The following is a 12,782-nucleotide window of genomic DNA, read 5'->3' as shown; positions in this document are numbered from 1 at the left end:
ACGACAAGCTTGATAACCTTGATATCGGGCCATTGTGCCCTGGGGCGGAGACCAGCATGGAACACACGATAACGACGGACGGTGCATCGGGCAGCGGTTTCAGGGGCGCAAAATTGCTGGTCTACGCGGCTGCGATCCTGCTGGTCGCGCAGTGCATCGGTGCATTCACGTTCAAGGTGGGGCCGGGCAAGGTGGTGCTGTTGCCGATGGTCTGGGCCCTGTTGATGGGCGGCGCGCTGGGGCTGGTGTCGGAGCGCTGGCGTAGCGGCATGCGGCTGGACGTGAAGACGCAGTTTCTGGCCGCTGCCGTGCTACAGCCTGCGTTGCTGCTTTTCGTATCGAAGCTCGGTCTGATGGTCGGCAGTGCATTGCCGAAGCTCGCCGCAGCGGGCTGGGCGCTCGCCTTTCAGGAACTCGGACACTTCGTCGGCACGATCCTGCTGGGCTTGCCGCTTGCGCTGCTCCTCGGCATCAAGCGCGAAGCCATCGGCGCAACGTTTTCCGTGGGTCGCGAACCTAGTCTTGCCATCATCGGCGAAAAATATGGAATGAATTCGGCGGAAGGCCGCGGCGTGCTGGCCGAATATCTGACGGGCACGGTGTTTGGGGCCGTGTTCATCGCCATTTTCGCGGGCTTTGTGGCGAGCCTGAACATCTTCCATCCGTTGGCGCTCGCCATGGGTGCGGGCGTCGGCTCGGGCAGCATGATGGCTGCTGCGTCTGGTGCGATCGCGGCGGCACAGCAGTCACCGGAAGTCGCAAAGGACGTGCTGACTTTTGCCGCCGCCAGCAACCTGATCACGACGACCATCGGCACGTATTTCACGCTGTTCATCTCCCTGCCGCTCGCGGTGTTCGGTTATCGCGTGCTCGAACCGCTCATTGGGCGTACGACGAAGGCATCGGGCGCATCCGACGCTGTGGATGCAGCGCGCCCGAAGCTCGGCGATGTCCAGACCGAGGCACCCTCGCTGAGCTATTCAGGCAAGATCGCGGCATGGGGTTTGACCGCGATGTTCTCGCTCGTGTGCGACTGGATCACGCACGGCACGACACCGCTGCAAGGGCTGCCGGGTATGGGCTTCATGGTACTCGCCACCATAATCGGTGATGCGTTGTCGACTGCTACACGACGCAAGATTCCGGCGGTGTGCTGGGTGTCGATTGTCGCGATGTTCATGACTTCGCCGCTGTGCCCGTGGGCGTCGCAGATCGCGGCGATGAGCGCAAAGAACGACTTCCTGGGCGTCGTGACGCCGATGCTGACCTTCGCCGGCCTCTCGATCGCAAAGGACATCCCGGCGTTCCGCCGGCTCGGCTGGCGCATCGTGCTCGTGTCGTTCGTCGCCAACGCCGGCACATTCATCGGCGCCGCACTCGTCGCACAGATCTTCCACATCTGACCTGTCCTCTGCGTGCAGCCGACGTTCCCCCGGCTGCACCTCGTTGTATTCCATCTGTTACGACATGACACCGACGGCTGACATCGAAGCGCTTGCGCCTGCTCTCAAAGCGCTTCGGCGCGATATCCACGCGCATCCCGAACTCGGCTACGAGGTTTTCCGGACATCGGACCTGGTGGCGCGCAAGCTGGAAGAGTGGGGCATCGAGGTGACGCGGGGCGTCGGCAGGACTGGCGTGGTCGGCACGCTGCGCCGCGGCGCGGGCACGCGCTCGATCGGTCTGCGCGCGGACATGGACGCCTTGCCCATGCAGGAAACCAATACGTTCGCGCATCGCTCGACGGTGGCCGGTGTGATGCACGCGTGTGGACACGATGGTCATACGGCGATGCTGCTCGGTGCGGCCCGGCACCTGGCGAGCCATGGCGATTTCGACGGCACCGTGCATTTCATTTTCCAACCCGCTGAAGAGGCGGGTGCAGGTGCGCGGGCGATGATCGACGACGGCCTGTTCGAACGCTTTCCAGTCGATGCCGTATTCGGCGTACACAACTGGCCTGGCATTCCCACTGGCCATTTTGCGGTTCGTCCGGGGCCGCTGATGGCCTCGACGAGTCTCTTCAAAATTACGCTGCGTGGCGCAGGCTGCCACGGCGCGATGCCGCACCTTGGCCGCGACCCCGTCATCGCCGCGGGCCATGTGCTGCTTGCGCTTCAAAGTATCGTGTCGCGCAACAAGAATCCGGTGGAGGCCGCTGCGTTGTCCGTCACGCAGATTCATGCGGGCGAGGCGCAAAACGTCGTGCCGGCCGACGCCTGGCTCGGCGGCACCGTGCGCACATTCACGACGGCGATGCTCGACCTGATCGAATCGCGCCTGCGCGCAGTCGTCGCGGCGACCGCCGCAGCATTCGATTGCGAATACGAGATTGCGTTCGACCGCAACTATCCGCCGACAGTCAACGACCCAGTACAGACCGCGTTCGCGGTCGAGGTGATGCGCGAGGTGGTCGGTGCCGAGAAAGTCGACCCAGCGGTCGATCCCACGATGGCCGCGGAAGACTTCTCGTTCATGCTGAAGGCACGGCCGGGCTGTTATGCGTTCCTCGGCAACGGCATGGGCGACCATCGCGAGATGGGGCATGGCGGCGGCCCGTGTCTGCTGCATAACAGCAGCTACGATTTCAACGACGAACTGCTGACCATCGGCGCGCGCTACTTTGTCAGGCTGGTTGAGCGTTTCCTTCAGACGTAGTTCTGAGGACTGCACGCATGTCACGGTTCCGTCGTGGTGGCGCAACTGACGGTGTGGCAGGTATTGGACAAAGGAGAAAGAATATTGGCGGAGGCGGGTAGAAGAATACTGCACTGACTGGCATCTGCGATGCCATTCCCTTTGCACGCGATTCAAACTTCAAACCCGATTGACCGTGAGTTTTTTCGGGAGGTCCCCTGGAGCCTCACACGTACGAGGCGCAGGGCAGCTTGACCTGAGGGCTCGGGCCGCAGCGCTTTCGGGCGGCGACTATCTGTTTCCGGGTCGCATCCACGACTCGCCGCACCTGTCGACGCGAGAATACGCCCGACTGGTCCATCGCTGGATACGAGCGATCGGACTGGATGATGCGGCTTACGGAGCGCATACGATGCGCCGGACCAAGGCTTCGCTGATTGATCGTCGCACGAAAAATCTGAGGGCAGTACAGTGACTGCTCGTACACACGAAGCTAGAGAGCACGGTTCGATACCTCGGAATTGAGGTCGATGATGCGCTCGAGATGGCTGAGCAAACCGACGTGTGTGGGGACGTAGGCCGGACGGCGTCGGGTCGCTGCCCAGCCACCTGCTGTCATTCATCACCGTGCAGCCTGGGACGCGAAAACGGTCGTTCCGCAGTAGATGGCGGACGTTCGCTCGCCAACCTCTACCGTCCCGTTCGTGGCCATCATGGCGCTGCAGATGTCGGTATGGGCGAGGGCACTGCAGCCGGATGCGCGGCGGGCCCCCGTGTTGACGGGCAATGTCTACGGCGCGGTCATGAAGGCGCATGCCGCGGCGCCGCGTAGCGTTCCGATAGCGCTTCGTACAGGGGGGGAGCGAAGAGCCGCGATACCCGGCTGGCAATCAATGCCGTCGCCATCAGGGAGATAACGAGGGCGTGGCCGTTGATCATCTCAATCACGATGACGAAGGCGGTAATGGGGCTTTGCGTGACTGCTGCGAGATAGCCGACCATGCCGAGCGCGATCAGCATGGGCAGTTGCATCTGCGAGAACACCATGTGAACGGAATTGCCGATACCTGCGCCGATCGCCAGCGACGGCGCAAAGAGGCCGCCTGGCGAGCCGGGCAGATAAGAGCCCACCATCGTGACCATCTTGAACACGGGATAGAGCGCTGTGAATTCTCCGTGCCCTTCCAGCATCGAACGCGCTTCCGCGTATCCGCTACCGAACGTATGCCCTGAGCTGACGACGCCGATCACTGCGATGATGAGTCCGCAGAGCGCGCCGAACATGACCGGGCGATCGAGGCGCATCTGCAGCACGCTGGGCGGCATCCAGCGCTTCGTGTTCAGCAGCAGCCAGCAAAAAACGCCACCGGCCACCCCTGCGATTACGCCGATCAGCGGCACGGCCGCAACAAGGAGATCTGGCAGGTGCGAGCCGATCTCGATTGTGCCGAAATAGACGTAGTTGCCCTGCAGACCCAGTGATACGACGCCTGCGAAGATGATCGCGGTAATCAGCACGCCGCTCGTGCGCTGTTCGAAACTGCGCGTGAGTTCCTCGATGGCAAAGACCACCCCGGCGAGCGGCGCGTTAAAGGCCGCCGAGAGGCCAGCCGCCGCGCCGGCCAGCGCTAGCTTGCGCTCGAGTGCCGCTCCGCTGATTGCCCGAAAACGCGCCGGGTAGAACTGCCGCAGGCTGAACATCAGTGCGGCGCCCACATGAATGGTCGGCCCTTCGCGGCCGATCGTCAGTCCACCCATGATAGCGAGAAACGAAACGAGGATCTTGCCGACGAGAATGGGGAGCGTGAGCAGCCGCTGGCCCAATTCCCGCGGGCCGTGCAACGCGGCGATGACCTGCGGAATGCCGCTGCCTTCCGCTCCTTCGAAGAAGCGTCTCGTGATCCACACACATAGCGCACTGATCGCCGGTGTGACGAGCAACGGCAGCCAGCGATTGTGCGCCAGGTACGTGAGAAAGAGGGTGTATCCAAAATCGATCAGGCGGGCATACAGTACCGCGACGAGCCCTGCGGTAACGGCCCCCATCCAGAAGACGCCGTAGTGAAGCCACAGTTTGTAGGCGTGCCTGAAAGACCATTTGTCCATTAGGATCGGCATTGGTATGGGCGTGCGGTTCATGCGGAAGGCGGAAGTATACCGTTGCGCATCCCTGCGAGCAGTCGCCTGCACGAGCGGTGTTCCCTGCGGGGGAGGGGTTGTCCCTATCCTGCGTCGCGCAATCTTGGGGAACTGTCTCGCGCAAAATGGCTCTCTGCGATCGGCGGGCAAGGCTCATGCCCTCCCGCCGTAACTCGAATGAAAGACCAGCACGCTGTCGCAAAAACCGGACCGCCAAGGCGGTATCCGCAAACGGGAGTCAGAAAAATGACTGTAAAGGCCGAAAAACGGGTGTTCTTCAGCGTCGCGAGGGCGTTGTGCCAGATCCTGCTCGGCGGCTCACTCGCCGCTATCGCGATGGTGGGTGTGAGCATCGTGGTGGGCAAGACTGCCCTTCCCCCTGACCATGCGACGCCCGTGTCCGTCGCGACGGTACTGGCCGCGGTACCGGGCACTCAGTCGGCGAACGACGAATTCTTCAGCGCACATGACGCGGGCATCAACGTTCCCAACGCGATGGGGATTCCGATTCCGAAGCCGCTGAGCTCGGTGCTGACAAGCGATGCGACGAGCCAGCCCATTCTGAACGGCTGGCTCGACGACATTCCCGTGCAAAATCGACCCGCTTTCGTCAACGGTCTTGCTGCGGTGGTTGCTGCGGCCGACCAGCACGCGACGTCGTGGGAGTGGGACAACCGGCAGCACTACGTCGCGGCGGCGATGAGCGAGTATGCGCGCATGACCATCGACCGCCTCGCAGAGGTTGCCGACGCCCGCAAGCGCGCGGCCGAAAAGCTTGACGAGTATCGCAATGCTTTCGGCACGCTGCTCGGAGTTGCCGCCACCCTCACGCTATTGCTGACCGTCATGGCCATCGAGCGCAATACGCGCCCTCGGCAGACTTGAGCGCCTGCGCGCCCGGCGTCGATGGGCCATCGGTCGTTCGGTCAGGCGGTCATACTGACGTCCGGGCGTCGGCTCAGCATTCAACAACGGACGCACGACCGGTGAGGGACGTCCGCGCCAGTGACGCGTCGGGCAACTGGTCAGCTGAGCCATTTAGCGATACGCACGTCATCTTCCCCGACCTCCGGTGCGCTCAGTAAATCGATTAGGCGGTTCCCTTGGTTACCGAGATGGGCGTGGATGGGATACAAACTCAAGGTGGAGGCATGTCCAGGCGCGGCAACCGAGAACGAGGCAACAGGCGCCGCCCCCAAGGCCATATGGCGTCGAATTGAGGAAACCGCCTGGAGGCGAAGGCTTCCGCTGACGAGCACAGGCGACGCCTCCGAGAGCCTCCGCCATCGCTCGCAAAAACTGTCGCGTGCGCTAATGCTGCGGTGCGGAGATCTGCCTTGACTACCTCGACGCTCCACGGAGCACCTGTTGCGGTGACACGTCGGCGGGGGCGCCGCTGCCTTGGCTCTGCCATGCAACGTCGCGCTTTTGTCTCTGCTGGTCGGTCGCATCAAACGCTGGAGGCCACGCGAGCGGCGCAACGCGTGGGGCGGCGTGCAGCTGCAGCTGCAGCTGCAGCTGCAGCGAGTATCTGATCACGCCTACCTGGCCGTGCTCGAGCAATTGATCAGCGCGGCGGGGAGAGCACGATAGAGCGCAGCTCAGGCACCGGCTTAGACAGTGCGTCAAGGTCCGGCACAGGGCGGCGCAGGGCGTCGTCCGTGGAAAATGCCCCTTCGAGCGCCTCCGAGACATCGAGCAGCATCGGCATCGAGTATGAATCGGATGGCTGCTCAAGCTGCGGCTTGCGAAGGCGAGGCTTGCACCACACAGGCGATGATCGCATCGCGCGTGTTCTCGAGATGCGCGCGCGTCTGCTCATGCACGGCGCGCGTATCGCGCGCGCGGAATGCGTCGAGGAGATCCGCATGCTCGCGGTTGTTGCTGTCGAGCATATCGCTTTTGACGTGCATGGAAAGCGACACGTATGGCCGCGCGATGAGCGACAGCCCTTCGACCATTTCGGAGAGACGTGTGCCGGCGGCGCTCGCCATCAAATGCTTGTGGAACCCTTCATTGAGTACGGCCCACGTCTCTGCCGACGATGTCGCGCACATCTGTGCATGAACGTTTGCGGCAGCGGTGAGGTCGCTCTCGGTGGCATGCGCGCAGGCACGCTCGGCCAGCATCGGTTCGAGCACCATGCGCAACTCGTAGATTTCGCTCACGTCCGCAGCCGTGAGCGGGCGTGTGACGACGCCCTTGTTGGGATCGATGGAGACAAGCCCTTCCGCGCGCAGGTCGCGAAACGCTTCTCGCACCGGCGTCGTGCTCACGCTCAGGCGTTTGGCGATCTCTTCCTGCCGCAGCCGCGTGTTCGGTGCATGGATGCCGTTGAGTATCTCGGCGCGCAACGTGCCGAGCACGTATTGCTGAATCGTGCGAAAGGGCTGGCTCATGCGCGTCTTCGTGAGCGGTTGTTATTGTCTGCCGCGCATGCCGATTCAGCAACGATAGCGCGTGGTTCGAATTCCAGCATGCTTTCGATGCGCGCGGCCACGCTTAGCAGCTTCGCATCATCGCCGAACGCGCCGACGATCTGCAAGCCGAGCGGCAGATTGGCTTCGCTCCATCCGGAGGGCACGTTGATGGCGGGCGCACCCATCAGGCTCCACGGGGCACAGAAGCGGGCGTCGCCGGTATCCGCATGTCCGTGAGGCGCTTCACCGCTGGCAGGCAGGGTCACGAGCGCGTCGCAGCCCTGCATCAGTGCGGCGGACTGCGAGCGCACGTGCGCTTGCAGCAGCAAGGCTTGCTGATACCGTTCTAGCGGCATCGCCGCGCCTTCGGACAACAGCACGCGCATATGTTCGCTCATGAGGGCGGGTGCGCGCGCGGCCACATCGCCGATGGCGCGATACGCCTCGACCGCGAGGATGGTCAATGTCGCTTCGCGCATGCGCGGCAGGTCCGCGCCATAGTCCAGCTCGACGATGCGCGCGCCGCCTTCGGCGAGCGTCTGCAACGATGCCTCGAAGTTCTCGCGTTGATGCGGCGCGACGAGTTCGTCCCAGAACGGCGTGCGAACGACGCCGAGCGTGAGCGCGGACGTATTGCGCGGAAAGTGAGCGCGCCACGCCGATTCGCTTTCCACCGCGTGCGGCGCGCGTTCGACGAACAGTGCATGCGCCACGGCCACGTCTTCGACGGATCGCCCGAAGAACCCGACGTGATCGAGCGATGCAGCAAGCGGATGCACGCCTTCGCTTGGCACCGCGCGATACGACGGCTTGTAGCCGACGACGCCGCAGTACGCCGCCGGACGAATGATGGAGCCGACCGTCTGCGTGCCGATGGCAAGCGGCACGATGCCCGCCGCGACGGCCGCCGCCGATCCGCTCGACGAACCGCCCGGCGTGTGCGCACGGTTCCAGGGATTGACGGTCGCAGTCGGACCGCGCCAGGCGAACTCGGTCGTCGCGGTCTTGCCGAAAATCGCGCCGCCGAGCGCGCGGATCGTCGATACGATGCGCGCGTCGCGCTCGGGCCGATGGCCGTCGTAGGCCGGCGAGCCGTAGCCCGTGGGCATGTCGGCCGTGTCGGCCAGGTCCTTGACGCCGATGGGCACGCCGGCGAGCGGATGCGCCACCGCGCTACGCACGTCGTACGTATCCGGCCGATGTATGAAGGCTCGAAGCCAGGGCTCGAGCGCATCGGCGCGGGTCTGCGCGGCGAGGAGCGTCGCACGCGCGGCAGCCTCGTCGTGACGGTTCGCGAGCAGCGTCGCGAGCAGGGAGCGATCGGGCTGGGCCATGGCTATTTGCTCACGGCCGCGGCGAAAGTGTTGTCGACGCCATTGGCATAAGTGATCGCGCCGGGCTTGATGTTGCCAATCGACTCCTGAAGATCGAGCGCATTGCGGAAGGCCTGCTCCGAAATATCGGGCGTGGCCGCATAGATCTTTTGATCGATGAGGCGCTGCACCGCTGAATCGACGATCTTCGGATCGAGCGAGGGGAACTCCGCGCGCGCGACGCTCTTCGCTGTATCGTGCGATTGCTGAATCAAGGCTTCGGCCTCGCCGATCGACTTCACGAACGCGGCCACCATCTTCGGCTTGCTCTTGACGGTGGAAGCGAGCGTGTCGATGGTCGAGAACGCATAGCCGCCCGGATACGCCTTCGGGAACGCATAGACGATGCGATACCCTTGCGCGAGCCCCGTTTCCGCTTGCGGCATGTAAAGCGCGGCGGCTTCGGACCGGCCCGCGGTCACGGGCGCGAGTTCGGTGCCGATCTGCACCGTGTTCATCTTCACGTCCGTGAGCTTCTGTTCGCTGATGAGGCGCTGCAACAGGTACGTGCTGGTCGATGGCGGCAACGCGGTGGCCACGCTCTTGCCCGCGAGGTCGCCCACGTCCTTGACCTTCGAATCCTTCGGCGCGATCACCCAGACGGGCACGCCCGCGACGACGTTCGCCACGTTCACGAGCGATGCGCCCTTGAGGTTTGCGAGCATCGCGGTCATGGGGTCTTGCAGCGAGAAGTCCGCGTGGCCGCCGATCACCGCCGCCACGCCCGCCGCGCCGCTGCCGGCAGTCACTTTCTGCACGGCGAGGCCGTTCTTCTCGAAAATACCCTTGTCGATGGCGACATAGAGCGGCAGATACTGTATGGACTGAAACGCTTGATAGATGACGACCGGCTCGGCGGCCGCCGCGCTCGTCGCGCCGATTCCCGATGCAACGAGACATGCCGCCGCGATACTGTTGAGCAGAGCGTGTGTCTTTTTCATTTTTTCTTCCAGGAAATGATCTTCGCTTCCGCGAGTTGAACGATCCAGCTGAGAACCGAGGCCATCAAGGTCAGCACGATGATGCCGAGCCAGACGGTATTGAGATCGAAGAGGGAGCCCGCCACGAACACCGCGTGACCCAGCCCTGCTTGCGACGCGATGTATTCGCCGACGACCGCGCCGATCAACGCGAAGCCGATGTTCACGCGCAGCGTCGAAAAGATCCACGGCAGCGCGCTGGGTACGATGAGCTTGGTGAAGATCATCGACGGCCTGGCCTTGAACGAGTGGAAGAGATTCAGCAGGTCCTTGTCGACTTCGCGCGCGGCGGCGCAGGACGAGATCATGGCGACAGCGAAGGTGGAGATGCCGGCGAGCCATATCTTCGAGGAGGCATCGGAACCGAACCAGATCACGATGAGCGGGCCGAGCGCGATCTTCGGGATACTGTTCAGGATCACGGACAAACCCTCGGCGACTCCCGACACGGCGGGCAGGAACCATAGCAGCAGGCCAAGACCGATTCCGAGGCCGCTGCCGATGGCGAGACCCGCCAGCGTTTCATACAGCGTGACCCACGTGTCGGAGACGAGCGTGCCTTGCGTCAGTCCGATGACGGCGGCCTCATAGACGCCGGATGGCGAGCCGAGCAGCTTGCCGTTGATCCAGCCCGCGCTGACAGCAAGCTGCCAGAGGACGATCAGCGCAACGACGATGCCGACCACGGCGCCGGTCGTGCCGAGCTTGCGGGACGCGCGGCGTACGGCTTTCTTCGGCGTGACGTGCGTGGAGAGAACGGCTTCAGTCATGGACGGCTCCTGCCAGAGTAGTCGGTTGAGCGACTTGATCGGTGTCGCGCGCGGTGACGTTTCCGCGCAGGCCGTTCCAGATGCGCGCGTGGTAGCCGCGGAATTCTGGCGCTTCGCGCGCGGACACGGCGTTGCGCGGTCCGTGCGTCGTCAGTTCGATGAGGATCTGATCTTCGATGCGCGCGGGACGCCCGCCAAGCAGAATCACGCGGTCGCTCATCGCGATGGCTTCTTCGATGTCGTGCGTGACGAGCACGACACTGGTGCCGCTTTGCACACGCAGCGAGATGATGTCGTCCTCGAGTGCGAGCCGCGTCTCGTAGTCGAGCGCGGAGAAGGGTTCGTCGAGCAGCACGAGCGTCGGATCGACGAGCAGCGTGCGCGAGAGCGCAACGCGCTGTCTCATGCCGCCCGAAAGCGAATGCGGATAGCCATCGGCGACGGCGCCGAGCCCGTAACGCGCGAGCATTTGCCGCGCACGGGCCACATCGTCCGGGCGGACTTTGCGATATAGCTCGATGCCGAGCAGCGCGTTTTGCAGCACGGTGCGCCACGGCATCATGAGATCCTTTTGCAGCATGTACGCGATGCGGCCCGCTTCGCCGTCGGCGCGTCTGCCGACCGATATCTCACCCGACTGCGGCTTGAGCAGGCCCGAGATGAGATTGAAGAGCGTGCTCTTGCCAGCGCCGCTTCGTCCGACGATCGACACGATCTCGCCTTGCCGCACGGAAAAGTCGAGCCGGTCGAAGATGGTCACGGTCGAGCCATCGGGCGACTGGAAACCGTGAATGAGCTGCCGCACGGTCAGCGTTTCCGGGAACGTGTCGGCTGCGGTTGCGTTCGATCCCTTCATGTCGTTCCTCGCAAGGTCTCGCACAAGTGAAGTGGTTCCTGAAATGCATAATGCACAATCAAAAACAGGAAGGTGTTTTCCCCAAAAAAGTTTTTAGCGTGGAGTCCGAACGCGACGCGTCATGCGCACGACGATGCCGCAAGGGCCGGGATAAGCGTCATCGTGGAACACAGCAGACGTCACGTGCAGCGCAGTCTCGTTCGAGCCGATGCCACGCATGCCGCGTTCGCAGGAACGATTCACGAACGCGCGTCGCCATCGGCCCGACGGACGATCATGCCGCCGTGTTTTTCAGGAAGCGGGTGCGCATCGGCTTGAGCACGAAGAGCGCGAGCGCGGCCGTGACGATGTCGAGCGTGATGGCGGCGCTGAAAACCGGCACCCAGCTTCCCGCATGCTGATGCAGGAGCGCCGCGAGCGGGCCGCCGAAGATCGATCCGATGCCCTGCGAGATATACAGCCACCCATAGTTCTCGGTGGCATGGCGCGTGCCGAACGTGTCGGTCAGGGTAGAAGGAAAGAGCGAGAAGATCTCGCCCCAGCCGAAGAACACCACGCCCGACAGCAGGACGAACAGCAGGGCGTTGTCGCGCGTCAGCAGCCACAGCGCCATCGCGATGCCTTCCAGCGCGAACGCAAAGAACATTGTGTTTTCGCGGCCGAAGCGGTCCGAGACCAGCCCGAACAGCGGACGCGTAAGGCCGTTGGTGAAGCGATCGATGGTCAGCGCGAGCGGCAGCGCGGCCATGCCGAACACAATGACTTTCGTGATGCCGAAGTCCGCCGCGAAGGTGGCCATCTGCGAGGTGACCATGAGGCCGGAGGTGGACATCATCGTCATCATCGCGAACATGAGCCAGAAGAGAGGCGATTTCATCATCTGCGAGGGACGAAGGTTCGGCACGTTCGATGCCGCCAGCGCCGATGTCCTGGCCGGCGTTGCATCCTGCGGCACGCGCAGACCCTGCGATGCGACGAAGCCCACGATCGCGAACGCGATGCCGTAGATCCACAGCGTGGCGTCGAGTCCGCGCGTCGCCAGCGAAGCGGACACCGGGAACGTGGTGACGATCGCGCCCATGCCATAGCCCGCCGCCACCGCGCCTGCCGCGAACCCGCGCCGATCCGGAAACCAGCGAACCATCAGCCCGACCACGCCGACATACACGATGCCCGTACCCAGCCCGCCGACCAGCCCGTACGTGAGATACAGCAGGGACGTGCTCGTGGCCATCGACGCGAGCACCCAGCTCAGCCCCGACATCACCGTGCCGAGCGAGATCAGGAGACGCGGGCCGAAGCGGTCGATCAACTTGCCCTGAAACGGCGAAAAGAACGTCTGCAGGATGATGAGCAGCGAGAACGTCACCTGCAATTCGGGCAGCGGCACGCCGAGCTTCGCCGAGAGCGGCCTGGTCAGCAGCGTCCACACATATTGCGGGCTGGAAATCGCCATCATGCAGAGCAGGCCCAAGCCCAGTTGAAGCCAGCGGTGCCAGGCCGCGACGGCGGGCGCGCTCGCGGCGGCATCGTCGTGCAGCGTATGAATGCGTGTGTTCATGTGCGTTCCCCGGTTGAATCGCGAATCGAAAGAATGAAGGGTGCCC

10 protein-coding genes and 1 pseudogene are annotated in these 12,782 nt (G+C 63.7%); 4 read left to right on the top strand and 7 right to left on the bottom strand.

Annotation, left to right across the window (positions count from 1 at the left end; translation table 11 throughout):
• The first annotated feature begins 56 nt into the window (after positions 1-56).
• The 3 genes and pseudogenes from PKKP23_RS07200 to PKKP23_RS34440 all read left to right on the top strand — a co-directional run.
• Positions 57-1,403: a DUF3100 domain-containing protein gene (locus tag PKKP23_RS07200; protein WP_126876385.1), complete on the top strand. Its 1,347-nt coding sequence runs from the start codon at positions 57-59 to the stop codon at positions 1,401-1,403.
• A gap of 64 nt (positions 1,404-1,467) precedes the next feature.
• A complete protein-coding gene (locus PKKP23_RS07195) occupies positions 1,468-2,658 on the top strand; it encodes a M20 aminoacylase family protein (RefSeq protein WP_126876384.1) in 1,191 nt (396 codons plus the stop codon).
• 265 nt (positions 2,659-2,923) lie between these two features.
• Positions 2,924-3,202, top strand: a pseudogene (locus PKKP23_RS34440) (tyrosine-type recombinase/integrase); the annotation flags it as partial.
• Positions 3,203-3,438: 236 nt separating this feature from the next.
• On the opposite strand, the gene PKKP23_RS07185 reads toward PKKP23_RS34440, so the two are convergent.
• A complete protein-coding gene (locus PKKP23_RS07185) occupies positions 3,439-4,743 on the bottom strand; it encodes a chloride channel protein (protein ID WP_126876552.1) in 1,305 nt (434 codons plus the stop codon).
• A 279-nt stretch (positions 4,744-5,022) separates the two neighbouring features.
• On the opposite strand from PKKP23_RS07185, the gene PKKP23_RS07180 reads away from it, so the two are divergent.
• Positions 5,023-5,661 carry a hypothetical protein gene (locus tag PKKP23_RS07180; protein WP_126876383.1) on the top strand — a complete coding sequence of 213 codons (639 nt, stop codon included), beginning with the start codon at positions 5,023-5,025 and terminating at the stop codon, positions 5,659-5,661.
• 848 nt (positions 5,662-6,509) lie between these two features.
• Here PKKP23_RS07180 and PKKP23_RS07175 read toward each other — a convergent pair.
• From PKKP23_RS07175 to oxlT, 6 genes are all read right to left on the bottom strand, one after another.
• Positions 6,510-7,175 carry a GntR family transcriptional regulator gene (locus PKKP23_RS07175; RefSeq protein WP_126876382.1) on the bottom strand — a complete coding sequence of 222 codons (666 nt, stop codon included), beginning with the start codon at positions 7,173-7,175 and terminating at the stop codon, positions 6,510-6,512.
• Positions 7,172-8,530, bottom strand: a complete 1,359-nt coding sequence (locus PKKP23_RS07170) for an amidase (protein ID WP_126876381.1) — start codon at positions 8,528-8,530, stop codon at positions 7,172-7,174. The genes PKKP23_RS07175 and PKKP23_RS07170 overlap by 4 nt, the downstream gene beginning before the upstream one ends.
• Before the next feature lie 2 nt (positions 8,531-8,532).
• Positions 8,533-9,510, bottom strand: coding sequence for an ABC transporter substrate-binding protein (locus PKKP23_RS07165; protein WP_017777564.1), 978 nt, complete (start codon positions 9,508-9,510; stop codon positions 8,533-8,535).
• Positions 9,507-10,319 carry an ABC transporter permease gene (locus PKKP23_RS07160; protein WP_126876380.1) on the bottom strand — a complete coding sequence of 271 codons (813 nt, stop codon included), beginning with the start codon at positions 10,317-10,319 and terminating at the stop codon, positions 9,507-9,509. Before PKKP23_RS07160 ends, PKKP23_RS07165 begins: the two co-directional genes overlap by 4 nt.
• On the bottom strand, positions 10,312-11,175 hold the full coding sequence (locus tag PKKP23_RS07155) for an ABC transporter ATP-binding protein (protein ID WP_126876379.1): 864 nt from the start codon (positions 11,173-11,175) through the stop codon (positions 10,312-10,314). The genes PKKP23_RS07160 and PKKP23_RS07155 overlap by 8 nt, the downstream gene beginning before the upstream one ends.
• A gap of 274 nt (positions 11,176-11,449) precedes the next feature.
• Entirely contained in the window at positions 11,450-12,736 is a 1,287-nt protein-coding gene (gene oxlT / locus PKKP23_RS07150) for an oxalate/formate MFS antiporter (protein ID WP_176048885.1), read from the bottom strand.
• Positions 12,737-12,782: the final 46 nt, after the last annotated feature.

This window comes from Paraburkholderia kururiensis JCM 10599 = LMG 19447, from assembly GCF_003986935.1.
Taxonomy (GTDB): Bacteria; Pseudomonadota; Gammaproteobacteria; order Burkholderiales; family Burkholderiaceae; genus Paraburkholderia; species Paraburkholderia kururiensis.
The sequence above is the reverse complement of the archived record's forward strand: the minus strand, read 5'-3'. Positions and strand labels throughout refer to the sequence as shown.

What these genes read in the sequence shown, in the direction of transcription:
- PKKP23_RS07200 (WP_126876385.1), top strand. Translation starts at nt 57, where the DNA reads ATGGAACACACGATAACGACGGACGGTGCATCGGGCAGCGGTTTCAGG.
- PKKP23_RS07195 (WP_126876384.1), top strand. Translation starts at nt 1,468, where the DNA reads ATGACACCGACGGCTGACATCGAAGCGCTTGCGCCTGCTCTCAAAGCG.
- PKKP23_RS07185 (WP_126876552.1), bottom strand. Translation starts at nt 4,743, where the DNA reads ATGGACAAATGGTCTTTCAGGCACGCCTACAAACTGTGGCTTCACTAC.
- PKKP23_RS07180 (WP_126876383.1), top strand. Translation starts at nt 5,023, where the DNA reads ATGACTGTAAAGGCCGAAAAACGGGTGTTCTTCAGCGTCGCGAGGGCG.
- PKKP23_RS07175 (WP_126876382.1), bottom strand. Translation starts at nt 7,175, where the DNA reads ATGAGCCAGCCCTTTCGCACGATTCAGCAATACGTGCTCGGCACGTTG.
- PKKP23_RS07170 (WP_126876381.1), bottom strand. Translation starts at nt 8,530, where the DNA reads ATGGCCCAGCCCGATCGCTCCCTGCTCGCGACGCTGCTCGCGAACCGT.
- PKKP23_RS07165 (WP_017777564.1), bottom strand. Translation starts at nt 9,510, where the DNA reads ATGAAAAAGACACACGCTCTGCTCAACAGTATCGCGGCGGCATGTCTC.
- PKKP23_RS07160 (WP_126876380.1), bottom strand. Translation starts at nt 10,319, where the DNA reads ATGACTGAAGCCGTTCTCTCCACGCACGTCACGCCGAAGAAAGCCGTA.
- PKKP23_RS07155 (WP_126876379.1), bottom strand. Translation starts at nt 11,175, where the DNA reads ATGAAGGGATCGAACGCAACCGCAGCCGACACGTTCCCGGAAACGCTG.
- oxlT (WP_176048885.1), bottom strand. Translation starts at nt 12,736, where the DNA reads ATGAACACACGCATTCATACGCTGCACGACGATGCCGCCGCGAGCGCG.